A 26,142-nucleotide genomic window follows, 5' to 3' on the forward strand; every position below is an offset into this window, starting at 1 on the left:
CGGCGAACGGACGTTCACCGGGGAGGAAGGATTACAGCACCTGTCCCAGAGTCTGACGCAGATGCGCGCCCGCGCCCAGCAGGCCCGGGTTGTCATGGACAATCAGGTATACCGGGATATCCCGGACGTAGTCGCGGAAGCGGCCCTTGTCTTCAAACCCACCGCGGAAACCGGAGGATTTAAAGAAGTCGAGGAAGCGCGGCACAATGCCGCCCGCGATATAAACCCCGCCAAAGGTGCTCAGATTCAGCGCCAGGTTGCCGCCAAACCGCCCCATGATCACGCAGAACAGCGACAGCGCGCGACGACAGTCGGTGCAGCTGTCTTCCAGCGCACGTTCGGTCACGTCTTTCGGCTGCAGGTTTTCCGGTAGTCTTCCGTCGGACTTGACGATCGCCCGGTAGAGATTCACCAGGCCCGGACCGGAGAGCACGCGCTCCGCCGACACGTGGCCCAGTTCTGCGCGCAGCTCTTCGAGGATAATGCCCTCTTCTTCGCTGTTCGGCGCGAAATCGACGTGGCCACCTTCCCCTGGCAGGCTGATCCAGCGCTTATCGACGTGCACCAGATGCGAGACGCCCAGCCCAGTGCCAGCGCCATAGACGGCGATCGGCTTACCTTCCACCGGCTGGGTGCCGCCGAACTGGATCAGATGCTCCGGCTTTAACATCGGGATCGCCATCGACACCGCGGTAAAGTCGTTAATAATTTCCAGATGCGCAAACCCGAGGTTCGCTTTCATCTCCGCCGTGGAAAACGCCCAGGTGTGGTTGGTCATCGCCACCCAGTCACCGGTAATCGGGCAGGCAATAGCGATACTGCCATCCTCCACGCTGACATCATGCTCGGTCAGATAGACACGAACCACCGCTTCAAGGCTGGGATAATCCAGCCCGGAATAGGTCTTGGCGCGGGAGATCTCCCCCGTACTGACGTCACATAACGCCAGACGCGCGTTAGTGCCTCCTACATCTCCTACCAAAGCATACTTTGTCATTCTTCTACTGCTCCGCTAAAGTCAAAATAACTCTTTGGCACACTCTAAATTCAAGGCCCGATAACAACAACGGCCTGAATAAAAGCACCCCAGGATAATCGATCTTCGTCACAGAATAACTTTACCGTTTCAGCACCATTTGCACTATTAGCATCAGTCTGAGCGTGCAAAGTAATGACCGCCATTTTTTACAAGGAAATCATCATGCTCCATCCGCGAGCCAGAACGATGCTGCTGTTGGCCCCTCCCGCGCTGATTATTGGCGTCGCCTCCAGCCTGATTCTGATTGTGATCATGAAAGTTGCCTCCGTATTACAGGCAGTACTTTGGACGTCGTTACCTTCCGCAGTCGGCCTTAACGCGAGTTCTCCGACCTGGGTGGTGTTGACCCTGACCCTGACCGGCATCGCCGTGGGGCTGGTGATCCGCTACAGCCCCGGTCATGCCGGGCCGGACCCGGCGACAGAGCCGCTGATTGGTGCCCCGGTGGATACGGCCGCCCTGCCCGGGCTGATTATCGCCCTGATTATTGGCCTGGCGGGGGGCGTAAGCCTCGGGCCAGAGCATCCGGTGATGGCGGTGAATATCGCCCTCGCCGTTGCCGTGGGATCGCGCGTGTTTCCCCGGGTCAACGCCCTGGACTGGACCATTCTCGCCTCGGCGGGCACCATTGGCGCGCTGTTCGGCACGCCCGTCGCGGCGGCGCTGATCTTTTCCCAGACCCTGAGCGGCAACACCGAAATCCCCCTCTGGGATCGCCTGTTCGCCCCACTGCTTTCCGCTGCTGCGGGTGCCCTGACCACCAGCCTCTTTTTCCATCCCCACTTCTCCTTGCCCATCGCCCATTACAGCCAGATGCAGCTGGCCGATATCTTTAGCGGGGCGATTGTCGTCGCCATCGCCATCGCGCTGGGGATGGTGGCGGTCTGGTGCCTGCCGCGCCTGCACCGGCTGATGCATCGCCTGAAGCACCCGGTACTTATCCTCGGGACAGGTGGGTTGATTCTGGGGCTCCTCGGCGCTATCGGCGGCAATATCACGCTGTTTAAAGGGCTGGATGAGATGCAGCAGATGGCATTCAGTCAGCTGTTCAGCGTTTCAGATTATCTGCTCTTTGCGCTGATCAAACTGGCGGCGCTGGTGGTGGCAGCGGCCTGTGGTTTTCGTGGTGGACGGATTTTCCCGGCGGTGTTTGTCGGTGCCGCGCTGGGGTTGATGCTGCATGAGCACGTCGAGGCGGTCCCGGCGGCGATTACCGTTTCCTGTTCGATTCTGGGGCTGGTGCTGGTTGTCACCCGGGATGCGTGGCTGAGCCTGTTTATGGCGGCAGTGGTGGTGCCAGAAACCACCCTGCTGCCGCTCCTCTGTATCGTGATGCTGCCCGCCTGGCTGTTGCTGGCGGGCAGACCTATGCTGGCGGCCTCTAACGAAGATAAATAATCAGGCGCTTTTACGCGCTTCCAGCGCCTGGATGATGCCACTCAGCAGCGGTGGAACATCGGCTTTCGGCAGCATGACCTCAATCAGCGAAAGCCGATCCGGGTGCGCCACTCTCTCCAGCACCTCTTCCAGCTGCACCGCCTCACTCACCCGCCAGCACTCGGCCTGACAGTTCAGGCTGAGGGCCTGCGGGATCTGCGTCCAGTTCCACAGCGCAATGTCGTTATAGCGCTGATTCGGGCCATGAATGGCGCGCTCAACCGTGTAGCCTTCGTTGTTCAGGACCATGATCACCGGGCACTGTTTGTCCCGCAGCATCGAGCCCAGCTCCTGGATAGTGAGCTGCGCCGCGCCGTCGCCGGTAATCGCAATCACGCGGCGATCCGGACAGGCCGTCTGCGCGCCATAGGCGGCGGCAAGGGTATAGCCAATCGAGCCCCAGATCGGCTGAACGATAAAATTCACCTCCTCAGGTAAACGCAGCGCGCCCGCGCCAAAGGCGGATGTTCCCTGGTCGGCGAGAATAATATCCCCCGGGCGAATAAAGTTTTGCAGCGTTTTCCAGAAGCTGTCCTGGCTCAGCGTCCCGGGGTGTACTGCATGCAGTTGCCGGGCGGGACGGGTTTCCGTAGTGGCGCTGGCGTACTGATGGCACAGGCTGGAGAGGACCTCAATCGCCTGAGTCATCGGGATCCCGGTGTACCAGACATCCCCGATCCGCGAGGCGTGCGGCTGCACGTCGATCGTCTGCTGATGCGTGAGCTTGTGGGTGAACCCGGCGGTGAGCGTATCGGTAAAGCGCGTCCCCACGCAGATCACCGTATCGGCGCCTTCAATGGCCTCGTTGACCCCGGCGGCACTGGCAGAGCCGCTGTAGGTGCCCGCGAAGCCCGGTTTGCGCTCGTCAAAGATCCCTTTCCCCATCAGCAGGGTGGCGTGCGCCATGGGCGTCTGCTCCACCCAGCGCTGGAGCTGGCTTTTCAGGCCGTAGCGCAGGACGAGGAAATCGGCCAGCAGCGCGGTGCGCTCACTGGCCGCCAGTCTTTTCTCTGCCGCCTGGCGGAAGGCATCGAGGCGGAAACTGTCGCTTTCATATATACGATCAATGAGAGCGCTTACAGGCGGGGTGGCAGGTTTTTTTGCCACATCGGCCGGCAGCATGATGTAGCCCGGGCGGCGCTCCCGGAGCATTTCGGTCAACACCCGGTCGATTTCATAGCAAGCATTCTGTTCGGTAAGGTGCGCCTGGGCGACGGTCACGGGCTCACTCATTTTATAGAAGTGACGAAACTCGCCGTCACCCAGCGTATGGTGCAGCAGTTCCCCTCTTTTCTGCGAGGCGCTGCCCGGCGCGCCCACGATATGCAAAACCGGAACATGTTCGGCGAAACTGCCCGCGATACCGTTCATGGCGCTGAGCTCGCCCACCCCAAAGGTGGTCAACAGCGCGGCAAAACCCTTGCAGCGCGCGTAGCCATCGGCGGCGTAGGCCGCATTCAACTCGTTAGCACAACCCACCCAGCCAATATCCGGGCTGGCGATAACGTTATCCAGGAACTGTAAGTTGTAGTCGCCTGGCACGCCAAACAGATGATCGGCACCACAATCTGTAAGGCGGTCCAGCAGGTAATCGGCGACGGTGTAGGGGGTAAGCATGACTGTTATCCTTATAATGTTGACTTCACTTTGAGTATTGAAGAAGCGTGATAGCTGTCCAGGAATGGCGATATTCAGATCATGGAAACCCTGCTTTACGTATTTTTGCGCGTTACTCTGTGTGCCTCAGTCGTGGTGTAAACGTATACACTGAATGACTATCTGACGCAGAGGGAAAAACTCATGGTTTATCAGGCGGAGCAAAATCGTTATCAATCAATGTCGTATCAACGATGCGGGCAAAGCGGTCTTAAGCTGCCTGCCATCTCCCTCGGGCTGTGGCACAACTTCGGCGATGCCACGCTGATCGAAAACAGCCGTCAACTTTTACATCGTGCTTTCGATCTGGGGATTACCCATTTCGACCTTGCCAATAACTACGGTCCACCGCCGGGATCGGCGGAGCGTAACTTCGGCCGGATCCTGCAGGAAGATTTCGGCAATTTGCGTGATGAGCTGATCATCTCAAGCAAAGCGGGCTATACCATGTGGGAGGGGCCGTACGGCGACTGGGGGTCGCGTAAATACCTGATTGCCAGCCTCGATCAAAGCCTGAAACGTATGGGGCTGGAGTATGTCGATATCTTCTATCATCACCGCCCGGATCCGGAAACGCCGCTCCGGGAGACCATGAAAGCGCTCGACCATCTGGTGCGTCAGGGCAAGGCACTGTACGTCGGGCTGTCCAACTACCCGGCGGAGCTGGCCCAACAGGCCATCGACATCCTCGACGATCTGGGCACCCCCTGCCTTATTCACCAGCCAAAGTTTTCGATGCTGGAACGCGCCCCGGAAGAAGGATTACTGGATGTGCTTAAGCAGAGAGGGGTGGGATGCATTGCGTTTTCGCCGCTCGCCGGTGGCCAGCTTACCGACCGTTATCTGAACGGTATTCCGGCAGATTCCCGCGCCGCCAGCGGCAGCCGCTTCCTCAACCCGGATCAGGTCACCGACGAGAAGCTGGAGAAAGTGCGCCAGCTCAATGCCCTGGCCGAACGCCGTAACCAGAAATTGTCGCAGATGGCGCTGGCCTGGGTATTACATCACGAGGCCATCACCTCGGTGCTGATCGGTGCCAGCAAAACGGCGCAAATCGACGATGCGGTGGGGATGCTGGCGAATCGTCACTTCACCCCTGAGGAGCTGAGCGAAATAGAATCAATCCTGAGCAGCGTTATTTAAAAGCACTTTTAGCAAAAAGTGCTACGCCTTCTGAATTAGGAGTTAAAGCGATTATCCGGGGCTTTACCGCCCCTTAATATTGCGTTAACAAGCCGCTTACGGCTCCGATCGTGAAGGAGAATAATAATGTTCAGGTCCCTGATTCTGGCAGCAGTATTAATGGCTTCAGCCCCGCTGGTCGCTAATGCTGGCGAAATCACCCTGTTGCCATCCGTAAAATTACAAATTGGCGATCGCGATAATTACGGTAACTACTGGGACGGTGGCGGCTGGCGTGACCGCGGCTACTGGCATCGTAATTATGAATGGCGTGGCAAACGCTGGCACAAACATGACAACGGCTACCACCGTGGCTGGGATAAACGTAACGCCTATGAACGCGGCTACCGTGAAGGCTGGCGCGATCGTGATGACCATCGCGGCCGCAAAGGTCACGGTCATGGCGGACACGGTCATCGTCACTGATACGAAAAAGGCGCCTCGCGGCGCCTTTTTTATAACCCTAACGCCGTGCCGATAAGCAGCCACAGATTCAACGCCACCACCAGCACCACTATCGCCCACCCTGCCCGTTTCACCAGCACGCTGTTCACCAGATCGCCCATCAACGTCTTATTGCTGGTAAACACCAGCAGCGGCACCAGCGCCAGCGCAATACCAAAGCTCAGCAGCACCTGGCTCATCACCAGAATGCGGGTCGGATCGAGCCCCATCAGGATCACAATAAAGGACGGCAGCATGGTGACGGCACGACGCACCCATAGCGGAATATGGAAGCGCACAAATCCCTGCATCACCACCTGCCCCGCCAGGGTACCGACCACCGTTGACGAAAGACCCGCTGCCACCAGGCTCAGGCCAAAAATGGTGGCCGCGGCGTGGCTGAGTAACGGTTCGAGGGTCAGATAGGCCTGATCCAGATCGGCCACACCGGTATGACCGTTGAAGTGGAATGCTGCCGCGGCGGTGGCCATCATCGCCAGGTTAACAAACCCGGCGATGGTCATGGCGATCGCCACATCCCATTTGGTTGCAGAATAACGCTCATGCCGCGACCCATCGTGCAGGTTCTGGGTCAGCGAGGAGTGCAGATAGATTACGTGCGGCATAATGGTGGCGCCCAGCACCCCGGCCGCCAGGAACACCGCTTCCGTGGTGGGCAGGCTCGGGATCGCCATCCCTTTGCCGAGCTGGACGACGTCAGGCTGGGAGAAGATCAGCTCAACGATATAGGCCGCCGCCACGAACAGCAGCAGGCCGCCAATCACTTTTTCGAGCGGTTTTTGCCCGCGGCGTTGCAGCATCAGGATCAGGAAGGTGGCAATACCGGTTAACACCGCCCCCTGAAGGAGCGATACGCCCAGGATCAGCTTAAAGCCGATTGCGGCACCGATAAACTCCGCAAGGTCGGTCGCCATGGCGATAATTTCGGCCTGCACCCAGTAAAACCAGACCAGCGGACGCGGATAATGGTCGCGGATCTGTTCTGCGAGGTTTTTGCCGGTGGCGATGCCCAGTTTTGCCGACAGCACCTGGATCATCATCGCCATCAGGTTAGCCCACACCACCACCCACAGCAGTTTATAGCCGAAGCTGGCCCCGGCCTGAATGTTGGTCGCAAAGTTACCGGGATCGATGTAGCCAATAGCGGCAATAAACGCAGGTCCCATTAATGCAAACCGCATTTTGCGTGCTGCTTTGCCACTGGTACTCTCATCAATGCGACTGTTGGTCATTTTTGCCTCAGAAATATAGCCTTTGCTATGTTTAATGCTATCAAAATGCGAATGATTATCAAGTTCATTTAAAATGGTTATATTGATTACAGTGATAGCGAAGAACAATAAGCAGGCTGAAAACGTGGAAAGGCTGCCGAACGATAAATACACGCAACCTTTGTGAAGCGTAGCACACAAACTTAACTTTTAACTCATTTACACAACATAACAAAAACGTATCGTATGTCACTATTTTTGAGTCTCGTCACAGGACGTGACTATAGTGTGGCTTTGATCTCGTTTTCTTTACGCTTGTTTCATAGAATGTGCAGCGAAATTAAACCTGCCTCATATTTGGAGCAAATATGGACCGCGTCCTACATTTTGTCCTGGCACTTGTTGTCGTTGCCGTGCTTGCGTTGCTGGTCAGCAGCGATCGTAAAAAAATCCGCATTCGTTATGTTATTCAATTACTCGTTATTGAAGTTCTGCTCGCGTGGTTCTTCCTGAACTCCAACGTGGGTCTGGGTTTCGTAAAGGGCTTCTCCGAGATGTTCGAAAGCCTCCTCGGCTTTGCCAACGAAGGGACTAACTTCGTATTCGGTAAAATGAACGATGAAGGTCTGGCGTTCTTCTTCCTGAAGGTTCTGTGCCCTATCGTCTTCATCTCTGCCCTGATCGGTATTCTGCAGCACATTCGCATTCTGCCGATTGTGATCCGCGCTATCGGTACCGTGCTGTCTAAAGTGAACGGCATGGGCAAACTGGAATCTTTCAACGCCGTAAGCTCCCTGATCCTCGGTCAGTCTGAGAACTTTATCGCCTATAAAGATATCCTCGGCAAAATGTCCCGCAACCGCATGTACACCATGGCGGCTACCGCAATGTCTACCGTTTCCATGTCTATCGTGGGCGCGTATATGACCATGCTGGAGCCAAAATATGTGGTGGCTGCACTGGTTCTGAACATGTTCAGCACCTTTATCGTTCTGTCCCTGATCAACCCGTACCGCGTGGATGAGAGTGAAGAGAACCTGCAGATGGCGAATCTGCACGAAGGTCAGAGCTTCTTCGAAATGCTGGGCGAGTACATTCTGGCAGGTTTCAAGGTGGCGGTTATCGTTGCCGCGATGCTGATCGGCTTTATCGCCCTGATCTCCGCGCTGAACGCCCTGTTTGCTGCTGTGCTGGGTATCTCCTTCCAGGGCATTCTGGGTTACATCTTCTACCCGGTCGCCTGGGTGATGGGTGTCCCGGCAAGCGAAGCGCTGCAGGTCGGCAGTATTATGGCAACCAAACTGGTTTCTAACGAATTCGTCGCCATGATGGATCTGCAGAAAATCGCCGGTTCCCTCTCCCCGCGCGCTGAAGGTATCCTCTCAGTCTTCCTGGTCTCCTTCGCCAACTTCTCTTCTATCGGCATCATCGCGGGTGCGATTAAAGGCCTTAACGAAGAGCAGGGTAACGTGGTCTCCCGCTTCGGTCTGAAGCTGGTTTACGGCTCTACGCTGGTCAGCGTCCTGTCTGCGTCTATCGCTGCACTGGTCCTGTAATCAGCTCAAAAAAAACCGGGGATTTATCCTCCCCGGTTTTTTTACGTCTGTTATTCACTGAGCGGTTGCGGTTTACCTATCAGATATCCCTGCAGGTAATCCACCCCCGAGGCGAGCAACATCTCACGCTGCTCCTCCGTTTCGACAAACTCCGCCACCACACACAGCGATCGGGTCTTCGCCAGATTGCAGATCGATTTCACAATCATCGCATCCATACTGTCGCTACAGATATCCTTCACGAAGCACCCATCAATCTTAATGACGTCCGCCTGCAGGCGCTTGAGACGTTCGTAATTGGCATAGCCGGTACCGAAGTCGTCGATGGCAAGTTTAAAGCCGTAATGACGCAGCTGCTGAATGTTGGCGATACTGACTTCGGAATTCGAGAAGGCCTGCTCTTCGGTCACTTCGATGATCACCGTCTGCGGTTTCACCTGGAAGCGTTCAAACAGAGCAATGATCTCCGCCGCGACCTCTTTCTGCATCAGCGTTAAAGGCATCAGGTTCACCGAGAAACGCGCGCAGCGGTCTTCCGAGGGGTGATCCCGCAGCCATACCAGTACCGCTTCCACCACGCTGATATCGAAGCGCCGGCTCAGGTTAAATTGCGCCACCAGCGGCAGAAACTTATCGGGCGTCAGCAACTCCCCTTCACTCTCCAGCCGCGACAGGATTTCGTGGTAGCCCACCCCATCGCCCCGCTGGATCGGCTGGGCATAGAGATGTAAACCGCCCTCATCCAGGGCCCGTTTCACCCGGCTAAGCATCAGGACGCGCTCGGTCGTCTGCCCCGACACCGTCTCAAGGCTGTTATTCAGCGACAGGACCTGATGCGCCGAGCAGGACTTTTCCGCCAGCCAGCTGAGCTGCCCGAGCGTATGGTAGAGACTTTCGCCGCACTGGTATTCCACGCCTCCCCAGGCGGCGCCAAACTCAATGTCCAGCCCGGTGTTGTTCCAGTAGATTTTACGGCTGTTGAGGTGATCCACGATGTGCTGTAACCGCGCCCCGGTTTCCGGGCCGCTCAGCACCACCACCAGTTCGTTACCGGGGATCTGGAATACCTGTTCATTAGGCATCAGCAGCGGCTGCAGCTGGCGAATAATGGCGCGTTTACACTGGACGCGCATCATCAGGCCATAATGACGGCTCAGGAATTCCAGATTATCCATCCGCAAACAGCACAGGGTGGTGCCCTTGTTGTCCGTCAAAAAGGATTCCAGGGCGCGCAGGTTACGTAAACCGGTCAGCGGATCGATCAGCGCCCTCTCCTGCCAGCCGCGTTTGAGCCATTCGCTGCGCTGATAAATGCGTGACATGTAAGCCAGGCAGATAGCAAAGGAGATCAGGACTGACAGTACGAAGGCCAGCGAGTAGCCGTTCTGCACACCCTGCAAAAAGTTACTGTTGTAGGTGAGCAACATCAGGGCACTCAGTGCCCAGCCAAGGACAATCAGCGGATAGCGAAAGCGGCTAATGCCAATTGTAAATAAAATGAAAATAACAGGCACCAGATAGCCAGCAATAATATCTGAAGTAAAGGGTAAACAGAGCAGAAGAAGGCCAGCAATAAGGCAAAGAAGTAATACAGATGTAAATAACTGGTTTCGGGATGAGAATGAATTATGTATATTTCTTCGCCAGAATGCGCGGGCATAATTAGGATTAATAACCATTCTTATCGGATAATAGAACAACATGGTGAAGATGATAACGGCGCAAACCAGGCTTTGAATATCGACAACATGATAAATTACCGAGCCGCGGTCCGTGAAATTGGCGAGAGTAACAGGAAAATCACATAAATAGCCGGCCAGGAACATTGTCAGTTTTATTACCAGCGGCAGGACAAATCCCAACCACGTAATACGCGCCGCCATGAACCGACTGGGTACGTGGTAGCGCCAGCGCGGCCCCACCTGCCAGCGGAGCATGGCGCAGACTCCCAGCGTGCTGAACACCTGACAAAAGAGCAAGATAAGATCCTGCTTTGCCGACAGTTCCAGGTTCCATTCATTCAGTATGGCGAAGCTGATAATAATTGGCAGGACAGCCTGACGTCCGAATAATAATAGGATCGCCAGCATGACGCTCAGCGGCATCCAGGCAAGATAAATCTCAAAGCCATCGATAACAGATTTCGGGGAAATAAGGCGGGAAAATGGCACGACAATCATGCATAACGCCAGAGCAAGCACGAAGCTTTTTCCGTTAAAATGACTTTTGCTTTTCATTAATTTTATTTAACTATTAACCTGGCGTTATTAAATTCATATTAATCATAGATTCTTTAAAACCCTGATACAACATTCCAGGCCAGGAAAAGTCATTACATTTAGTAAAGTTTTTACCGGAAAAGGCTATTTATTTGTCAATGCGGTGAAACTAAAGGAGTTTATTGCAGGCATAAAAAAACCCCCGCCATTCGGCGAGGGTTCAAATTTTGGTGGAGCTAAGCGGGATCGAACCGCTGACCTCTTGCATGCCATGCAAGCGCTCTCCCAGCTGAGCTATAGCCCCACAATGTTGTTTACGCACCAGACTCTGTTGGGTTCAGAGTTTGGTGGAGCTAAGCGGGATCGAACCGCTGACCTCTTGCATGCCATGCAAGCGCTCTCCCAGCTGAGCTATAGCCCCATCGCGTAAAGCGTGTCGTGTTGACGGGCGGCATAATATGAATTCCCTTGCCGGGTGTCAACGGCAAATTCTCACTCTGGCGTTCAACCGCTGAAAATTCAAGCAAATGAATCACATTGCGAGAACGCTCGCAGCCATGAGTTAATCTTGTCACGTTTTCCAGTAAAACGGTGTTATAAAATGAACCTCTAATTACCCATACTCTTACTCAGGAAATTGCATGATCAAGGAACGAATGACGCCAGAAGAGTTGGCCCGGCTCACTGGCTATAGCCGCCAGACCATCAATAAATGGGTGCGTAAAGAGGGATGGTCCACCTCGCCAAAACCCGGCGTTCAGGGCGGTAAAGCGCGTCTGGTCCATGTTAATGAGAAAGTACGGGAGTTTATTCGCAATGCGCGTCGGGCTCCGGAGGCGGCCACATTACCGGAAGCCTCCGCGGATAACTCGTTGCAGGCCTTGCTGATCACACTTGCCAATGAAATGACGCCGGCAGAGCAGAAACAGCTTACCTCTTTATTACTCCGGGAAGGGATCACCGGATTGTTACAACGCTTAGGGATTCGCGATCAGAACTGATATGAAAAAATTACGTAGCAAAATGACCACCGAAGAGCTGGCGGAGACGCTGAGCGTCGCCAGGCAGACCGTAAACCGCTGGGTGCGCAAAAATGGCTGGAAGACGGAAGGCATTAATGGGGTAAAAGGTGGACGCGCGCGCCTCATTCTTATTGATGCGCAGGTGAAGGCGCACATCATGAATATTCCGGCCATTCGTAAACGCCAGGCGCTCTACCAGCTGGCAGAAACCGCAGCCAGCTACGGTGACGCTAAGCCCGTGGCGGTGCTTCCTGGGATCATCAATGCGCTGGAGAATATGACCTTAGCGGAACAGGAGCGGCTTGAAACGCTGCTTACCCGGGAAGGGATACAGGGTTTTCTCGTGCGGCTGAGCATTCATCAGCCAGCGGAATAAAAAACGGCAGGGAAACCTGCCGTTTTGTTTTTTACGTCCTGATTACTGCTGGCTTTCGCGCTCAGCAATAAAGTCCAGCGCTCTGTTGATACGCGCCACGCTGCGGGTTTTGCCAATCGCGTGCACCGTAACGTCCAGCGCCGGAGACTGACCTGCACCGGTAACGGCTACGCGCAGCGGCATACCGACTTTACCCATCCCAACTTCCAGCTCATCTGCTGTCGCCTGAATGGCATGATGCACATTCTCAGCGCTCCAGTCGGTAATGGCGGCCAGCTTGTCGCGAACCACTTCCAGTGGCTGACGTGCAACCGGACGCAGATGCTTCTTCGCGGCGTCGGCGTCAAACTCGTCATACTCTTCATAGAAGTAGCGGCAGTTTTCCGCGATCTCTTTCAGGGTCTTGCAACGTTCACCCAGCAGTTTGATCAGGTCGGCCAGCTGCGGACCGTTGCGGGTGTCGATGTTTGCCTGCTCAATGTGCCACTGCAGCTGGGTCGCAACATACTCTGGCGGCAGGGTATTGATGTAGTGATGGTTCAGCCACAGCAGTTTATCGGTATTGAACGCACTGGCAGACTTCCCTACCGCGCTCAGGGTGAAGAGCTGGATCATCTCTTCACGGCTGAAAATCTCCTGATCGCCATGGGACCAGCCCAGACGCACCAGATAGTTGAGCAGCGCTTCCGGCAGATAGCCATCGTCACGGTACTGCATCACGCTGACCGCGCCATGGCGTTTGGACAGCTTTTTACCGTCGTCGCCGTTGATCATCGACACGTGAGCATAAACCGGAACCGGTGCATTCAGCGCTTTCAGGATGTTGATCTGACGCGGGGTGTTGTTGATGTGGTCTTCACCACGCACCACGTGGGTGATCGCCATATCCCAGTCATCAACCACAACGCAGAAGTTATAAGTTGGAGAACCGTCAGTACGGCGGATGATCAGATCGTCCAGCTCCTGGTTGCTGAATTCGATCGGGCCGCGGATCTGATCGTCAAAGATGACCGACCCTTCCTGCGGGTTTGCGAAACGCACTACGCACGGCTCGTCCGCGGCGTGATGCTGATGATCGTGGCGGCAGCGACCGTCGTAACGTGGCTTTTCATTATTCGCCATCTGCTCTTCGCGCAGGGCTTCCAGACGCTCTTTTGAGCAGTAGCACTTATAGGCTGTACCCGCTTCAAGCATCTCATCAATAACCGCGTTGTAGCGATCAAAACGTTTAGTCTGGAAATACGGGCCTTCATCCCACTCCAGATTAAGCCAGTTCATACCATCCATAATGGCTTCGATTGCTTCCGGCGTGGAGCGTTCGAGATCGGTGTCTTCGATACGCAGCACAAACTCACCGCCCTGGTTGCGAGCAAACAGCCAGGAATAGAGAGCAGTACGCGCGCCGCCGACGTGCAGATAGCCGGTCGGGCTTGGCGCGAAGCGAGTTTTGATTTTCATGAAGTGGCCTTACAGTGATAAAGATGCCGACAACCGGCATATCCTGGAAACGAAAGTGGGCAATATTCTATCACTCCCGCCTGATTCCTCAATCTTGTTGCTGTCAGATCCTTATTCATAGCCGTTTTTGTTTAGAAATCATGCATCACTGGTGGTTTCACGATCGTTTTGTTTAATTTTACGACGAACGAACAAAATCTTTAGAAAAGCCGTTGACTCATTTTCAACTCTCCCTATAATGCGACTCCACACAGCGGGGGTGATTAGCTCAGTTGGTAGAGCATCTCCTTTACACGGAGGGGGTCGGCGGTTCGAGCCCGTCATCACCCACCATCTACTTCGATAGATGCCGCAGTGTTGATAAGAATTGAGAATGGGCGATTAGCTCAGTTGGTAGAGCATCTCCTTTACACGGAGGGGGTCGGCGGTTCGAGCCCGTCATCGCCCACCATTCTCACCTTATCAATAGCAGTTCCGAAATGGGCGATTAGCTCAGTTGGTAGAGCATCTCCTTTACACGGAGGGGGTCGGCGGTTCGAGCCCGTCATCGCCCACCATTTCGGGTCGTTAGCTCAGTTGGTAGAGCAGTTGACTTTTAATCAATTGGTCGCAGGTTCGAATCCTGCACGACCCACCAATGTAAAAAAGCGCCCTAAAGGCGCTTTTTTGCTATCTGCAATATGGACGATTCGAACCTGCAGCAGGTTCGAGCCGAACGCAGTGAGGCACCGGAGCCGTATGGCGACGGCCCGAAGGGCGAGCGAAGCGAGTCATCCTGCACGACCCACCAATGTAAAAAAGCGCCCTAAAGGCGCTTTTTTGCTATCTGCAATTCCTGCAATTTCCGCCAATACTGGTAGTCTGGCTCAAGTCCTTCTATTCCCTGCCGATATCACTTCTTTAGGCAGAGGAAATTAGCATGACCACTATTCAAACATCCGCAGCGTCCGTACAACCCCAACGCAGTAGCGGCAGCAGTTCGAGCGGGAACGATCTCTCCTCACAGATCAGCCGCCTGACCTCGCAAATCACCAAACTGACCCAGCAGCTGAAGGATGTCGCCAACGGCAGTGGCTCGGCAGAAGAAAAAAAGAAACAGCAAGAGCTACTGCAAACGCAGATCAAAATGCTGCAAGCACAACTTGCGCAGCTGCAGCGTCGTCAGGCGGAAGAAGCGCAGCAGAAACAGGAGGCACAACAAGCCAAAGCAGAAGGTGTTAAGGCCCCTTCCAGCGATCGCCAGATTGATGTCTACGTTTAACACTTCTCTGTAGTAAAAAGTGGATCGCGTATGCGGGCCTCGGTCAACTGCTGCGCCTGCATACGTACCACTTCCCACAGCGCCTGCGCCGCCCCTGACAGCGAGCGATTCTTGCGACGAACCAGCATCAGCTTACGCTCGACGACAGGCGTGAAGCGCTTGATCGTTAAGCGGCTCCCCTGGGGCAACGGCAGCGCCAGCGCTGGCAGCACGCTGATGCCAATGCCGGCTTCCACCATCGGAAAGAGCGTGGCGGGATGGCCAATCTCCTGCACAATCGTCGCCCTCACCTGCTGCCCGGCAAGGGCTGCATCGATCAGCGGTCGACTGCCAGAGGCATAATCCTGTAACACCAGCTTCGCCCCGTGCAGCGCCTGCCAGGTGACCTCCTCCAGGGCGGCAAGAGGATCGTCGTCGCGGCAGAGGAGTAAAAAGGGTTCCGAGAGCACCTCTTCGCATTCCAGATCGCTGACCGGCCCCGGATCGATGACGATGCCGAAATCCACCTCTCCCTGACGAATACTCTCCAGCACCCACTGCTGGGGGCGATCGTGCAGCACAAAATTGATATCCGGGTACTGGTAATTACTGAACGCGATACAGTGCGGAATGAGATGCGCCGAAATGGTCTGGCTGGCAGCGACCCGTACCGTCCCGGAGAGCTGCTGTCCTACCCGGCCTACGTCCCGCAGCGTGCTGGAAAGTTCGTCGAGGATCCGCTCCAGCCGGGCCGCCAGCTGATGGCCCGCCTCGGTCAGCATCACTTCCCGGGTGGTTCTGTCGATCAGCCGGACGCCGGTCTGCTGCTCAAGCTCTTTCACACTGTGACTGACCGCCGACTGGCTCAGGCCGATAATCTCGCCTGCACGGCTAAAACTTTTCGCCTGCGCGACGGTGACAAATACACGCAGCTGTCGTAACGAGTAATTCATCTGTTTTACTCATGAATAGATGCAATAAATCAATTTTATTTCTCAAAAGGAAGAAAGCACAATAGCGCTATCTGTTTTCAGGAGTGTTTATGAAACTTTTTCGCATTCTCGATCCGTTCACTATTACCCTTATCGTCGTGGTCCTGCTCGCCTCCTTCTTCCCCGCTCGCGGTGGCTTTGTTCCTTTTTTTGAGGGGCTTACCACCGCCGCCATCGCGCTGCTGTTCTTTATGCACGGGGCCAAACTCTCCCGGGAAGCGATTATCTCTGGCGGTAGCCACTGGCGACTGCATCTGTGGGTGATGTGCAGCACCTTTGTCGTCTTCCCGGTGCTGGGCGTGCTGTTTGCCTGGTGGGCGCCGATCAATGTCGATCCAACCCTGTATAGCGGCTTCCTGTACCTCTGTATTTTGCCGGCCACGGTGCAGTCAGCAATCGCCTTTACCTCTATGGCAGGCGGTAACGTGGCGGCTGCCGTCTGCTCGGCGTCCGCCTCCAGCCTGCTGGGGATTTTCCTCTCGCCGCTGCTGGTTGGGCTGGTGATGGACATGCACGGTGCGGAAGGCAGTCTGGAGCAGGTGGGTAAAATCATGCTGCAGCTGCTGCTGCCGTTTGTGCTGGGGCATCTTTCCCGGCCGTGGATCGGGGCCTTTGTGGCGAAGCATAAGAAGTGGATTGCCAAAACCGATCAGTCGTCGATTCTGCTGGTGGTTTATTCCGCGTTCAGCGAAGCCGTGGTGAACGGCATCTGGCATAAGGTCGGGGTCGGGTCGCTGCTGTTTATCGTGGTGGTCAGCCTGGTGTTGCTGGCGATTATCATTGGCATCAACGTTTTTGCCGCGCGTCGCTTCGGGTTCAACAAAGCCGATGAAATTACCATTGTCTTCTGCGGCTCGAAAAAGAGCCTGGCGAACGGGATCCCGATGGCCAACATTCTGTTTCCGACCTCGGTGATTGGGATGATGGTGCTGCCGCTGATGATCTTCCACCAGCTGCAGCTAATGATTTGCGCGGTCATGGCGCGTCGTTATAAACGCCAGACCGACGAGTTGCAGGCCCAGGAGCAGGCCCGCACGGCGAAAGTTTAAGGGCGACGCAGGGGCTGAACCAGCTGGGTCAGCCCTTCGGTTTTAATCAGTAACGTGAGCGCCATCAGCTCACCCAGATGCCCGGCAGGAAACTCATCCTTACGGGCAAACCACAGCAAATACTCTTCCGGCACATCAATCAGCCGACGGCCTTTATACTTCCCGAACGGCATCTCGATATTGGCTATCTCGATAAGCTGCGCTTTATCCACGTTACTCTCCTAACAGACGCAGCATCTCTGCTTCATCAATCACGTCAATCCCCAGCTCCTGCGCCTTCGCCAGCTTGGAGCCCGCCGCTTCTCCGGCAATCACCAGGTCAGTTTTCTTCGACACGCTGCCAGCCACTTTTGCCCCCAGCGCCACCAGACGCGCTTTAGCGTCATCGCGAGAGAGCTGGCTCAGGCTGCCGGTCAGCACAACGGTTTTCCCGGCAAACGGGCTGTCGATCTCGTCGGCGTTGATCACCTGCGGCGCAGGCCAGCGAATGCCTTCCTTAAGCAGCTGACCGATCACCTCACGGTTGCTCTCTTCCAAGAAGAAGTTAAAGACGTGGGTGGCGACCACAATACCGACGTCCGGCACCTTTTGCAGCTCGTCAATCGTCGCCTTCTCAAGCGCCTCCAGCGTGCCAAAGTATGCCGCCAGCCCTGCTGCGGTCGCCTCCCCTACTTCGCGGATACCCAGCGCGTAGAGGAAACGGGCGAAGGTGGTCTCTTTAGATTTCTCCAGCGCGTCAGCCACGTTCTGTGCGGATTTCGGCCCCATCCGATCCAGCCCGGTCAGTTTACCCGGCGTCAGGCGGAACAGATCGGCCGGCGTATGGACATACTCTTTCTCAACCAACTGGTCGATGATTTTGTCCCCCATGCCGTCGACATCCATCGCCCGGCGGGAGACGAAGTGCTTCAGGGACTCTTTGCGCTGGGCACCGCAGACTAAACCGCCGGTACAGCGAGCCACAGCTTCACCTTCGACACGTTCAACGTCTGAGCCGCACACCGGGCAGTGGGTCGGGAACTCGACCGCACGCGTATCCTCAGGGCGCTCTGACTCCACCACGTTGACCACCTGCGGGATCACATCCCCCGCCCGGCGGATAACCACTTTATCGCCAATGCGCAGCCCCAGACGGTCAATCTCATCGGCGTTATGCAGGGTTGCGTTGCTGACCAGCACTCCGGCCACCTGGACAGGCTCCAGACGGGCAACCGGCGTTATCGCCCCGGTACGGCCGACCTGGAACTCCACGTCGCGCACAAAGGTCATCTGCTCCTGGGCTGGGAACTTAAAGGCTACCGCCCAGCGCGGCGCACGGGCGACAAAGCCCAGCTGCTCCTGAAGCGCGAGGGAGTTGACTTTGATCACCACCCCGTCGATATCAAAGCCCAGCGTCGGACGGTCTGCTTCAACCTGGCGATAAAACGCCAGCACCGCTTCCGGCGAATCGCACAGCTGCACGCGGTTACTCACCGGCAGCCCCCAGGCCTTAAACTGCAGCAAGCGGCCCAGGTGGGTATCAGGCAGCTCGCCCCCCTCCAGGATGCCTACGCCGTAGCAGAAGAAGGTCAGCGGTCGCTTCGCGGTAATGCGCGGGTCCAGCTGGCGTAACGAGCCTGCGGCGGCATTACGGGGGTTAGCGAAGATTTTTCCGCCGGTGCGGCGCGCTTCTTCGTTAATTTTTTCAAAGCCCGCCTGAGGCAGGAAGACTTCGCCACGCACTTCCAGACGTGCCGGAATGTTCTCGCCATGCAGCTTAAGCGGGATAGCACGGATGGTGCGGACGTTGGTGGTAATGTCCTCGCCCGTGGTGCCGTCGCCGCGGGTGGCAGCGCGGGTCATCACGCCGTTTTCATACAGAATGCTGACGGCCAGGCCATCCAGCTTCAGCTCGCAGCACCAGCTCAGGGCATCGGTCTGCTTCAGGCGATCCTGAACGCGTTTGTTGAAGGCGAGGAAACTCTCTTCGTCAAAGACGTTATCCAGCGACAGCATCGGTACTTCATGACGCACCTGGCTAAAAAAGGCCAGCGGCGCGGCGCCGACACGCTGGGTCGGTGAGTCCGGAGTAATTAAATCGGGACGCTGCGCTTCAAGCTCACGCAATTCACGCATCAGTCGGTCATATTCCGCGTCCGGTACTTCGGGCGCATCCATCACATGATAGAGATATTCATGGTGGCGAAGCGTGGTTCGCAGTTCGGTGAGTTGTTGTTCGATTGAGTCCATGTCGCACCATTAATGAGAAAAACCCCCGACATGCGGGGGTTGAGGTGGTGTGAAACAAACGCGGAAACTTACGCGTTAGCTTCTTTTACTTCGCGGATGCGGTCCTGATACTCGCGCAGTTTCTGCGGCGTCATCATTCGACGCTGATCGTCGAGCACCATACCGCCGACTTCGTCCGCGATATGCTGGGCAGACTGCAGCATCAGCTTAAAGTTTTGCAGTTCATCGCCGTAAGATGGCACCTGCATAAAGATGGTAATGCCCGGGGTGGTAAAATCACCGGTCATTTCCGGATCAAAGGTGCCCGGGTTAACCATGTTCGCCAGGCTGAACAGGGAAGGACCGCTCCCGTCCGGGCTCAGGTGGCGATGGAAGATATTCATATCGCCAAATTTAAAGCCCGCCTGGTGAATGCTGTTGAGCAGCAGTTCGCCATTAATCGTTGTGCCATGATGGGCCGCTACGCTCATGACGATCACCGTCTCTTTGCGCTGCGGTTTTTCAACCACTGGGGCGGCTTCAACTACCGGCTCTGGCTCAACAACAGGCGCAGGCGCAGGGGCCGGTTGCGGCGCTGGCGCGACAGGCTGAGGTGCCTGCTGCTGCACGACCGGCTGCGGTTCAGGCTGAGCAACATACTGGGGTTGTGGCGCCGGTTGCTTGCGCACAGGCTCATGCTGCTGCGGTTGCGGCTGGTGTACCGGCTCGACCACAGGCTGCGGCGGCGCAGCGGGACGCGGCTGAGCAGATGCGTAAGGCGGCTGGTACTGATGCTGCGGAGGCTGACGAGGCGCTTCTTGCTCCCCATGGCCTGCGCCGGGCGCAGTATTGGCCCGATGAACACGTACTTCACCCACACCCTCGTCTTCCGTGTCTTCGATATCGTCATCGTTATCGTCGTCACGAGTAGACTTCATGCGCTTCAGTGGGCGATCGCGAAACATAGAAGAGCGCTCTTTACGGCTGGTCCAGAACCCATGGACCAGTAAAGCGATTATGGCGATCGCGCCAACAATGATTAATATCAGACGCAAATCCTGCATCATTATATTCTCTGTTGTTCTAACACCTTGCCACCACGGCAAACATTTACTCACTAAGAGTATTTGCCGATTACGTCAAGTGCAAGTGTATGGGGAGCATTCACAGCATAAAGATGAACTAAATCGTGCTTTTTGCTGTTTTTTCGAACATTTCCGAACTGGTGAATGCGCCGCAACTGGCTAATATAGGCAGGCAATTTCACTGGTTGTGATAAAAGGAGCTCAACCTGGTTATGGTTTCATCAACATCTTCCCCTCCCCGCAGCGGCGTCTGGTACTTTTCTCAGGGCTGGAAACTGGTTTCGCTCCCGGGTATCCGGCGCTTTGTGATCCTCCCTCTGCTGATTAACATTCTGCTGATGGGAGGCGCCTTCTGGTGGCTGTTTACTCGCCTGGACAGCTGGATCCCGGCCATTATGAGCCATGTACCCGACTGGCTGCAGTGGCTCAGCTATCTGCTGTGGCCGCTGGTGGTGATTTCCATCCTGCTGGTCTTTGGGTATCTCTTTTCCACGATAGCCAACTGGATTGCCGCCCCCTTTAATGGCCTGCTCGCCGAACAACTCGAAGCCCGGCTAACGGGTGCGACACCGCCAGATACCGGGGTGCTGGGCATCATGAAGGATCTGCCGCGTATTATGAAACGCGAATGGCAAAAGTTCGCGTGGTACCTGCCCCGCGCCATCGTGCTGTTGATCCTCTACTTTATTCCGGGTATCGGGCAGACGGTGGCCCCGGTGCTATGGTTCCTGTTCAGCGCGTGGATGCTGGCGATCCAGTACTGTGACTACCCGTTCGATAACCACAAAGTCCCGTTTAAAGAGATGCGCACTGCCCTGCGTGCCCGCAAGATGACCAACATGCAGTTTGGCGCGCTGACCAGCCTGTTCACCATGGTTCCGTTCCTGAATCTGTTCATCATGCCGGTTGCGGTGTGCGGCGCGACGGCGATGTGGGTCGACTGTTACCGTGATAAACACGCGTTGTGGAAATAAGTTAAATAAAGGGATGGCTTATGCCATCCCTTATTCCATACTGGATAGCATTATTTCTCATCAGCATATAGATATGCGAATTCCTTACTTCCCCATACTTAATCAACAGGTATGCTGGGTCGGTATCCCAATTTCAAACAGTTAAGGACAGGCCATGAGTAAGATTTTTGAAGACAACTCGCTGACTATCGGTCACACGCCCCTGGTTCGACTGAACCGTATCGGTAATGGACGCATCCTGGCGAAGGTAGAATCTCGTAACCCAAGCTTCAGCGTAAAATGCCGTATCGGTGCCAATATGATTTGGGATGCGGAAAAGCGTGGCGTGTTGAAACCTGGCGTTGAGCTGGTTGAACCAACCAGCGGTAACACCGGTATTGCTCTGGCCTACGTTGCCGCCGCGCGCGGTTACAAACTGACCCTGACCATGCCGGAAACCATGAGTATTGAACGTCGCAAGCTGCTGAAAGCGCTGGGCGCGAATCTGGTCCTGACCGAAGGCGCAAAAGGGATGAAGGGTGCGATTCAGAAAGCAGAAGAGATTGTTGCCAGCGATCCGGCAAAATATCTCCTGCTTCAGCAGTTCAGCAACCCGGCTAACCCGGAGATTCACGAGAAGACCACCGGCCCGGAAATCTGGGAAGATACCGACGGTCAGGTGGATGTCTTTATTTCCGGCGTGGGTACTGGCGGTACGCTGACCGGCGTCTCTCGCTATATTAAAGGCACGAAAGGTAAAAAAGATCTGATTACCGTTGCCGTTGAGCCAACCGACTCCCCGGTAATTGCTCAGGCGCTGGCTGGTGAAGAGCTGAAACCGGGCCCGCACAAAATTCAGGGTATTGGCGCAGGCTTTATTCCGGGTAACCTGGATCTGAAACTGATTGATAAAGTTGTGGCTATCACCAACGATGAAGCCATCTCTACCGCCCGTCGTCTGATGGAAGAAGAAGGTATTCTGGCCGGGATCTCCTCCGGTGCTGCCGTCGCTGCTGCACTGCAATTACTCGAAGATGAAACCTTTACCAATAAGAATATCGTGGTTATTCTTCCTTCCTCGGGTGAGCGTTATTTAAGTACTGCACTGTTTGCCGATCTCTTCACAGAGAAAGAATTGCAACAGTAGTGCCAGAATGTAAATATCGCGTAAAAAAGCACCCATCCGGGTGCTTTTTTGTGGCCTGCTTCAAAGTTTTATCTCGTCTGGCATTGCTTCACCCTGTTAGCTCTGGTATTTAAGCTGACAATTATTTTGAAGCTCGAAATTAATCGATACACGAATTCCCGCTGCTGAATCGATTTTATGATTTGGTTCAAGTCTTGCTTTCGCGGCATAATGTTTAATGTCGAACGAGACGTCAGCAGCCTGACATGCCAGTACCGGAATACGTTTGACACATCTGTGCCTCGTGCCGTTAAGCCGGTGCTAACAATACAGGCTAAAGTCCTGCCGCCAGGCTAGACTTTAGTTCCACAACACTAAACCAATAAGTTGGGGAAATACAATGTTCCAGCAAGAAGTTACCATTACCGCTCCGAACGGTCTGCACACCCGCCCTGCTGCTCAGTTTGTTAAAGAAGCAAAAGGCTTCACTTCTGAGATCACTGTGACTTCCAACGGCAAAAGCGCCAGCGCAAAAAGCCTGTTCAAACTGCAGACTCTGGGCCTGACTCAGGGTACCGTTGTGACCATCTCCGCAGAAGGCGAAGACGAGCAGAAAGCAGTTGAGCATCTGGTAAAACTGATGGCTGAGCTCGAGTAAGTATCCGGGTTCTTTGTAAAAATCAGTCACAAGTAAGGTAGGGTTATGATTTCAGGCATTTTAGCATCCCCGGGTATCGCTTTCGGCAAAGCACTGCTGCTGAAGGAAGACGAGATCGTCATCGACCGGAAAAAAATTTCTGCCGACAAGGTTAGTCAGGAAGTTGAACGTTTTCTGAGTGGTCGTGCAAAGGCATCTGCGCAACTGGAAGCGATCAAGACTAAAGCTGGCGAAACTTTCGGTGAAGAAAAAGAAGCCATCTTCGAAGGCCACATCATGTTGCTCGAAGATGAGGAGCTGGAGCAGGAAATCATAGCCCTGATTAAAGATAAGAACATGACAGCGGATGCCGCTGCGCATGAAATTATCGAAGGTCAGGCGACTGCTCTCGAAGAGCTGGACGATGAATACCTGAAAGAACGTGCGGCTGACGTGCGTGATATCGGTAAGCGCCTGCTGCGCAACATCCTCGGCCTGGCCATCATCGATCTGAGCGCGATTCAGGACGAAGTGATCCTGGTTGCTGCTGACCTGACCCCGTCAGAAACCGCACAGCTGAACCTGAACAAGGTGCTGGGTTTCATCACTGACGCTGGCGGCCGTACCTCCCACACCTCTATCATGGCGCGTTCTCTGGAACTGCCAGCCATCGTGGGTACCGGTAGCGTGACCGCGCAGGTTAAAAACGACGACTATCTGATTCTGGATGCCGTAAACAATCTGGTTTACGTCAACCCAACCAACGAGCAAATCGAAGAGCTGCGTGCCGTTCAGGAACAGGTTGCCACCGAGAAAGCCGAACTGGCAAAACTGAAAGATCTGCCGGCGATCACGCTGGACGGTCATCAGGTTGAAGTTTGTGCCAACATTGGTACCGTGCGTGACGTTGATGGCGCTGAGCGCAACGGCGCGGAAGGTGTAGGCCTGTACCGTACTGAATTCCTGTTCATGGACCGTGACGCGCTGCCAACCGAAGAAGAGCAGTTTGCTGCTTACAAAGCGGTAGCTGAAGCGTGTGGCTCACAGGCGGTTATCGTCCGTACCATGGACATCGGTGGCGACAAAGAGCTGCCGTACATGAACTTCCCGAAAGAAGAGAACCCGTTCCTGGGCTGGCGTGCGGTACGTATCGCCATGGATCGTAAAGAGATCCTGCGCGACCAGGTTCGTGCCATCCTGCGTGCTTCCGCGTTCGGTAAGCTGCGCATCATGTTCCCGATGATCATCTCTGTTGAAGAAGTGCGTGCACTGAAGAAAGAGATCGAGATCTACAAACAGGAACTGCGCGACGAAGGTAAAGCGTTCGACGAATCTATCGAAGTCGGCGTGATGGTGGAAACCCCAGCCGCGGCAACGATTGCCCGTCATTTAGCGAAAGAAGTCGATTTCTTTAGTATTGGTACCAACGATTTAACCCAGTACACCCTGGCAGTTGACCGTGGTAATGATATGATTTCACATCTTTACCAGCCAATGTCACCGTCCGTGCTGACGCTTATCAAGCAAGTTATTGATGCTTCTCATGCCGAAGGCAAATGGACTGGTATGTGTGGTGAGCTTGCAGGCGATGAACGTGCTACACTTCTGTTGCTGGGTATGGGTCTGGACGAGTTCTCTATGAGCGCCATTTCCATCCCGCGCATTAAGAAGATCATCCGTAACACGAACTTCGAAGATGCGAAGGTATTAGCAGAGCAGGCTCTTGCTCAACCGACAACGGACGAGTTAATGACGCTGGTTAACAAGTTCATTGAAGAAAAAACAATCTGCTAATCCACGAGATGCGGCCCAATTTACTGCTTAGGAGAGATGGCTAATGGGGTTATTTAGTAAACTGTTCGGTGACAAAGGCAACAGCGACACCGGAACTATTGAGATTGTTGCTCCGCTGTCTGGTGAAATCGTCAACATCGAAGACGTGCCGGATGTCGTGTTTGCAGAGAAAATTGTTGGTGATGGCATTGCTATCAAACCGACCGGTAACAAAATGGTTGCGCCGGTTGATGGTACCATCGGTAAGATTTTTGAAACCAACCACGCATTTTCTATCGAATCTGATAGCGGTATTGAGCTGTTCGTTCACTTCGGTATCGACACCGTCGAGCTGAAAGGCGAAGGCTTCAAGCGTATCGCTGAAGAAGGCCAGCGCGTTAAAGTTGGCGACCCGGTTATTGAATTCGATCTGCCACTGCTGGAAGAGAAAGCCAAGTCTACCCTGACTCCGGTTGTTATCTCCAACATGGACGAAATCAAAGAACTGATCAAACTGTCCGGCAGCGTTACCGTGGGTGAAACCCCGGTTATCCGCATCAAGAAGTAACTTCTTGCCGCACAGAAAAATGGCGCCTTCGGGCGCCATTTTTGTTTATCAGGCCGGGAGAACCAGCTCGTCGTACCCCTTCTCCTGGGTGTGCTGCATCACCTGCGTCACCCTGTCCCCTGCCCGGCTTATCGCCGCAGCCACGCTCTCGTTCTGCACCAGCGCGCTGACCAGTTCAGAACAGAACAGATCCCCGGTGCCTTTCAGATCGGCTTTGATGCGCGGATGAGCGCTGACCGTCACGTTATCGTGGGAGACTAAAACTACGTGGATGCTGTCAGTATCACCGGCAACCGGCGCACTGGTGATTGCCACCCACTGCAGGGTATCGGATAGCAGCCCTCTGGCAGCGGCAATGGCGCTGGCGTTGTCCCGGCACGATTTGCCGCTAAGGACTTCCAGCTCATAGACGTTCGGGGTAATTCCCTGCGCCAGCGGCAGCAGGTGCTGACGGTAGGCTTCCGGAATCTCCGGTTTGACGTAGGTGCCGCTGTCGGTGTCACCAATCACCGGGTCTACCAGGATCAGCACATCGGGATGCTGCGCCTTTACCACACGCAGCCACTCCGCCAGCAGGGCAATCTGGCTGGCGCTGCCCATATAGCCGGTGGTGACCGCCTTCAACTCGCGCAGCACGTCGCGCTCGCCCAGCGCTTTCAGATAGCCGCTAAACCACTCGTCGGGGATCACCCCGCCGTAGAAGGTGTCGTAATGCGGGGTATTGCTGAACAGCACCGTCGGGATCGCCGTCACGTTGAGGTGATGCTGGCGAATGTTGGGCACCGCAATGCTGTTACCGACGCTGCCGTACACCACCTGGGACTGCACCGCCACAATATCGGTCTGCTGCGCCCGGGAGTTGTCCCGGAATAAAATCATTTCCATAGCCT

At 55.1% G+C, this 26,142-nt stretch carries 23 protein-coding genes, 6 tRNA genes and 1 other RNA gene; 18 read left to right on the plus strand and 12 right to left on the minus strand.

What is annotated here, in order from left to right; translation table 11 throughout:
- Window positions 1-31 precede the first annotated feature (31 nt).
- Entirely contained in the window at window positions 32-997 is a 966-nt protein-coding gene (gene glk / locus G7090_RS16690; protein WP_166183242.1) for a glucokinase, read from the minus strand.
- Window positions 998-1,201: 204 nt separating this feature from the next.
- On the opposite strand from glk, the gene G7090_RS16695 reads away from it, so the two are divergent.
- A complete protein-coding gene (locus G7090_RS16695) occupies window positions 1,202-2,437 on the plus strand; it encodes an ion channel protein (RefSeq protein WP_166183244.1) in 1,236 nt (411 codons plus the stop codon).
- Here the strand turns inward: G7090_RS16695 and ipdC are convergent, their stop codons facing one another.
- Window positions 2,438-4,093: an indolepyruvate decarboxylase gene (gene ipdC, locus G7090_RS16700; RefSeq protein WP_166183246.1), complete on the minus strand. Its 1,656-nt coding sequence runs from the start codon at window positions 4,091-4,093 to the stop codon at window positions 2,438-2,440.
- Window positions 4,094-4,276: 183 nt separating this feature from the next.
- Between ipdC and G7090_RS16705 the strand changes: the two genes are divergently transcribed.
- Together G7090_RS16705 and ypeC are read left to right on the plus strand one after the other, a co-directional pair.
- Window positions 4,277-5,275 (plus strand): aldo/keto reductase, encoded by a 999-nt coding sequence (locus G7090_RS16705; RefSeq protein WP_166183248.1) that lies wholly within the window; start codon window positions 4,277-4,279, stop codon window positions 5,273-5,275.
- Window positions 5,276-5,401: 126 nt separating this feature from the next.
- A complete protein-coding gene (gene ypeC / locus G7090_RS16710) occupies window positions 5,402-5,740 on the plus strand; it encodes a DUF2502 domain-containing protein YpeC (protein ID WP_106994681.1) in 339 nt (112 codons plus the stop codon).
- Between the two features lie 29 nt (window positions 5,741-5,769).
- Here ypeC and G7090_RS16715 read toward each other — a convergent pair whose 3' ends face one another.
- Window positions 5,770-7,011, minus strand: coding sequence for an Nramp family divalent metal transporter (locus G7090_RS16715; protein ID WP_166183250.1), 1,242 nt, complete (start codon window positions 7,009-7,011; stop codon window positions 5,770-5,772).
- Between the two features lie 347 nt (window positions 7,012-7,358).
- Here G7090_RS16715 and G7090_RS16720 point away from each other — a divergent pair, with 347 nt between their 5' ends.
- A complete protein-coding gene (locus G7090_RS16720) occupies window positions 7,359-8,546 on the plus strand; it encodes a NupC/NupG family nucleoside CNT transporter (protein WP_166183252.1) in 1,188 nt (395 codons plus the stop codon).
- 50 nt (window positions 8,547-8,596) lie between these two features.
- On the opposite strand, the gene G7090_RS16725 is transcribed toward G7090_RS16720, so the two are convergent.
- The 3 genes from G7090_RS16725 to G7090_RS16735 all read right to left on the minus strand — a co-directional run bounded on the left by G7090_RS16725 (window position 8,597) and on the right by G7090_RS16735 (window position 11,186).
- Window positions 8,597-10,783, minus strand: coding sequence for an EAL domain-containing protein (locus G7090_RS16725; protein WP_166183254.1), 2,187 nt, complete (start codon window positions 10,781-10,783; stop codon window positions 8,597-8,599).
- Window positions 10,784-10,993: 210 nt separating this feature from the next.
- A tRNA-Ala gene (locus G7090_RS16730) sits at window positions 10,994-11,069 on the minus strand.
- A 41-nt stretch (window positions 11,070-11,110) separates the two neighbouring features.
- Window positions 11,111-11,186 (minus strand) — tRNA-Ala (locus G7090_RS16735).
- A gap of 220 nt (window positions 11,187-11,406) precedes the next feature.
- Between G7090_RS16735 and G7090_RS16740 the strand changes: the two genes are divergently transcribed.
- Together G7090_RS16740 and G7090_RS16745 are read left to right on the plus strand one after the other, a co-directional pair.
- Window positions 11,407-11,766 carry a YfeC-like transcriptional regulator gene (locus tag G7090_RS16740; protein ID WP_166183256.1) on the plus strand — a complete coding sequence of 120 codons (360 nt, stop codon included), beginning with the start codon at window positions 11,407-11,409 and terminating at the stop codon, window positions 11,764-11,766.
- A 1-nt stretch (window position 11,767) separates the two neighbouring features.
- Window positions 11,768-12,163 (plus strand): YfeC-like transcriptional regulator, encoded by a 396-nt coding sequence (locus G7090_RS16745; protein WP_166183258.1) that lies wholly within the window; start codon window positions 11,768-11,770, stop codon window positions 12,161-12,163.
- A 42-nt stretch (window positions 12,164-12,205) separates the two neighbouring features.
- Here G7090_RS16745 and gltX read toward each other — a convergent pair whose 3' ends face one another.
- On the minus strand, window positions 12,206-13,621 hold the full coding sequence (gene gltX / locus G7090_RS16750) for a glutamate--tRNA ligase (RefSeq protein WP_106994676.1): 1,416 nt from the start codon (window positions 13,619-13,621) through the stop codon (window positions 12,206-12,208).
- Window positions 13,622-13,878: 257 nt separating this feature from the next.
- Between gltX and G7090_RS16755 the strand changes: the two genes are divergently transcribed.
- From G7090_RS16755 to G7090_RS16780, 6 genes are all read left to right on the plus strand, one after another.
- A tRNA-Val gene (locus G7090_RS16755) sits at window positions 13,879-13,954 on the plus strand.
- Window positions 13,955-13,996: 42 nt separating this feature from the next.
- Window positions 13,997-14,072, plus strand: a tRNA-Val gene (locus G7090_RS16760).
- A gap of 30 nt (window positions 14,073-14,102) precedes the next feature.
- Window positions 14,103-14,178 (plus strand) — tRNA-Val (locus tag G7090_RS16765).
- A 4-nt stretch (window positions 14,179-14,182) separates the two neighbouring features.
- A tRNA-Lys gene (locus tag G7090_RS16770) sits at window positions 14,183-14,258 on the plus strand.
- Between the two features lie 29 nt (window positions 14,259-14,287).
- A non-coding RNA gene (locus G7090_RS16775) (RtT sRNA) lies at window positions 14,288-14,411 on the plus strand.
- A gap of 129 nt (window positions 14,412-14,540) precedes the next feature.
- Window positions 14,541-14,882, plus strand: a complete 342-nt coding sequence (locus G7090_RS16780) for a FlxA-like family protein (protein WP_166183260.1) — start codon at window positions 14,541-14,543, stop codon at window positions 14,880-14,882.
- Here G7090_RS16780 and G7090_RS16785 read toward each other — a convergent pair.
- Window positions 14,879-15,814, minus strand: a complete 936-nt coding sequence (locus G7090_RS16785) for a LysR family transcriptional regulator (protein ID WP_166183262.1) — start codon at window positions 15,812-15,814, stop codon at window positions 14,879-14,881. The two genes, G7090_RS16780 and G7090_RS16785, sit on opposite strands and share 4 nt — an antisense overlap.
- A gap of 89 nt (window positions 15,815-15,903) precedes the next feature.
- Between G7090_RS16785 and G7090_RS16790 the strand changes: the two genes are divergently transcribed.
- On the plus strand, window positions 15,904-16,902 hold the full coding sequence (locus G7090_RS16790) for a bile acid:sodium symporter family protein (RefSeq protein ID WP_106994673.1): 999 nt from the start codon (window positions 15,904-15,906) through the stop codon (window positions 16,900-16,902).
- Here the strand turns inward: G7090_RS16790 and G7090_RS16795 are convergent.
- The 3 genes from G7090_RS16795 to zipA all read right to left on the minus strand — a co-directional run bounded on the left by G7090_RS16795 (window position 16,899) and on the right by zipA (window position 20,177).
- Window positions 16,899-17,114 carry a DUF3820 family protein gene (locus G7090_RS16795; protein ID WP_166183264.1) on the minus strand — a complete coding sequence of 72 codons (216 nt, stop codon included), beginning with the start codon at window positions 17,112-17,114 and terminating at the stop codon, window positions 16,899-16,901. The two genes, G7090_RS16790 and G7090_RS16795, sit on opposite strands and share 4 nt — an antisense overlap.
- A gap of 1 nt (window position 17,115) precedes the next feature.
- A complete protein-coding gene (ligA, locus tag G7090_RS16800) occupies window positions 17,116-19,131 on the minus strand; it encodes an NAD-dependent DNA ligase LigA (RefSeq protein WP_166183265.1) in 2,016 nt (671 codons plus the stop codon).
- 68 nt (window positions 19,132-19,199) lie between these two features.
- Window positions 19,200-20,177, minus strand: coding sequence for a cell division protein ZipA (gene zipA / locus G7090_RS16805; RefSeq protein WP_166183267.1), 978 nt, complete (start codon window positions 20,175-20,177; stop codon window positions 19,200-19,202).
- Window positions 20,178-20,407: 230 nt separating this feature from the next.
- Between zipA and cysZ the strand changes: the two genes are divergently transcribed.
- From cysZ to crr, 5 genes are all read left to right on the plus strand, one after another.
- Window positions 20,408-21,169: a sulfate transporter CysZ gene (gene cysZ / locus G7090_RS16810; protein ID WP_166183269.1), complete on the plus strand. Its 762-nt coding sequence runs from the start codon at window positions 20,408-20,410 to the stop codon at window positions 21,167-21,169.
- 154 nt (window positions 21,170-21,323) lie between these two features.
- Window positions 21,324-22,295, plus strand: a complete 972-nt coding sequence (cysK, locus tag G7090_RS16815) for a cysteine synthase A (protein ID WP_106994669.1) — start codon at window positions 21,324-21,326, stop codon at window positions 22,293-22,295.
- 379 nt (window positions 22,296-22,674) lie between these two features.
- Window positions 22,675-22,932 (plus strand): phosphocarrier protein Hpr, encoded by a 258-nt coding sequence (gene ptsH / locus G7090_RS16820; RefSeq protein WP_000487600.1) that lies wholly within the window; start codon window positions 22,675-22,677, stop codon window positions 22,930-22,932.
- A 45-nt stretch (window positions 22,933-22,977) separates the two neighbouring features.
- Window positions 22,978-24,705 (plus strand): phosphoenolpyruvate-protein phosphotransferase PtsI, encoded by a 1,728-nt coding sequence (ptsI, locus tag G7090_RS16825; protein WP_166183270.1) that lies wholly within the window; start codon window positions 22,978-22,980, stop codon window positions 24,703-24,705.
- 43 nt (window positions 24,706-24,748) lie between these two features.
- Window positions 24,749-25,252 (plus strand): PTS glucose transporter subunit IIA, encoded by a 504-nt coding sequence (gene crr, locus G7090_RS16830; protein ID WP_032612978.1) that lies wholly within the window; start codon window positions 24,749-24,751, stop codon window positions 25,250-25,252.
- A 48-nt stretch (window positions 25,253-25,300) separates the two neighbouring features.
- On the opposite strand, the gene pdxK is transcribed toward crr, so the two are convergent.
- The gene (gene pdxK / locus G7090_RS16835) at window positions 25,301-26,137 is read right to left on the minus strand and encodes a pyridoxine/pyridoxal/pyridoxamine kinase (RefSeq protein ID WP_166183272.1); all 837 of its coding nucleotides are present in this window, start codon (window positions 26,135-26,137) and stop codon (window positions 25,301-25,303) included.
- Window positions 26,138-26,142: the final 5 nt, after the last annotated feature.

It is taken from the genome of Leclercia sp. 29361 (genome assembly GCF_011290365.1).
Lineage (GTDB): Bacteria > Pseudomonadota > Gammaproteobacteria > Enterobacterales > Enterobacteriaceae > Enterobacter > Enterobacter tamurae.

Excerpts from the sequence above, each read along its gene's own strand:
- crr (WP_032612978.1), top strand. The coding sequence starts at position 24,749 with ATGGGGTTATTTAGTAAACTGTTCGGTGACAAAGGCAACAGCGACACC.
- cysZ (WP_166183269.1), top strand. The coding sequence starts at position 20,408 with ATGGTTTCATCAACATCTTCCCCTCCCCGCAGCGGCGTCTGGTACTTT.
- G7090_RS16780 (WP_166183260.1), top strand. The coding sequence starts at position 14,541 with ATGACCACTATTCAAACATCCGCAGCGTCCGTACAACCCCAACGCAGT.
- G7090_RS16720 (WP_166183252.1), top strand. The coding sequence starts at position 7,359 with ATGGACCGCGTCCTACATTTTGTCCTGGCACTTGTTGTCGTTGCCGTG.
- glk (WP_166183242.1), bottom strand. The coding sequence starts at position 997 with ATGACAAAGTATGCTTTGGTAGGAGATGTAGGAGGCACTAACGCGCGT.
- G7090_RS16715 (WP_166183250.1), bottom strand. The coding sequence starts at position 7,011 with ATGACCAACAGTCGCATTGATGAGAGTACCAGTGGCAAAGCAGCACGC.
- ligA (WP_166183265.1), bottom strand. The coding sequence starts at position 19,131 with ATGGACTCAATCGAACAACAACTCACCGAACTGCGAACCACGCTTCGC.
- gltX (WP_106994676.1), bottom strand. The coding sequence starts at position 13,621 with ATGAAAATCAAAACTCGCTTCGCGCCAAGCCCGACCGGCTATCTGCAC.
- pdxK (WP_166183272.1), bottom strand. The coding sequence starts at position 26,137 with ATGGAAATGATTTTATTCCGGGACAACTCCCGGGCGCAGCAGACCGAT.
- zipA (WP_166183267.1), bottom strand. The coding sequence starts at position 20,177 with ATGATGCAGGATTTGCGTCTGATATTAATCATTGTTGGCGCGATCGCC.
- ipdC (WP_166183246.1), bottom strand. The coding sequence starts at position 4,093 with ATGCTTACCCCCTACACCGTCGCCGATTACCTGCTGGACCGCCTTACA.
- G7090_RS16705 (WP_166183248.1), top strand. The coding sequence starts at position 4,277 with ATGGTTTATCAGGCGGAGCAAAATCGTTATCAATCAATGTCGTATCAA.
- G7090_RS16740 (WP_166183256.1), top strand. The coding sequence starts at position 11,407 with ATGATCAAGGAACGAATGACGCCAGAAGAGTTGGCCCGGCTCACTGGC.
- ptsH (WP_000487600.1), top strand. The coding sequence starts at position 22,675 with ATGTTCCAGCAAGAAGTTACCATTACCGCTCCGAACGGTCTGCACACC.
- ptsI (WP_166183270.1), top strand. The coding sequence starts at position 22,978 with ATGATTTCAGGCATTTTAGCATCCCCGGGTATCGCTTTCGGCAAAGCA.
- G7090_RS16790 (WP_106994673.1), top strand. The coding sequence starts at position 15,904 with ATGAAACTTTTTCGCATTCTCGATCCGTTCACTATTACCCTTATCGTC.
- G7090_RS16725 (WP_166183254.1), bottom strand. The coding sequence starts at position 10,783 with ATGAAAAGCAAAAGTCATTTTAACGGAAAAAGCTTCGTGCTTGCTCTG.
- G7090_RS16695 (WP_166183244.1), top strand. The coding sequence starts at position 1,202 with ATGCTCCATCCGCGAGCCAGAACGATGCTGCTGTTGGCCCCTCCCGCG.
- cysK (WP_106994669.1), top strand. The coding sequence starts at position 21,324 with ATGAGTAAGATTTTTGAAGACAACTCGCTGACTATCGGTCACACGCCC.
- ypeC (WP_106994681.1), top strand. The coding sequence starts at position 5,402 with ATGTTCAGGTCCCTGATTCTGGCAGCAGTATTAATGGCTTCAGCCCCG.
- G7090_RS16745 (WP_166183258.1), top strand. The coding sequence starts at position 11,768 with ATGAAAAAATTACGTAGCAAAATGACCACCGAAGAGCTGGCGGAGACG.
- G7090_RS16785 (WP_166183262.1), bottom strand. The coding sequence starts at position 15,814 with ATGAATTACTCGTTACGACAGCTGCGTGTATTTGTCACCGTCGCGCAG.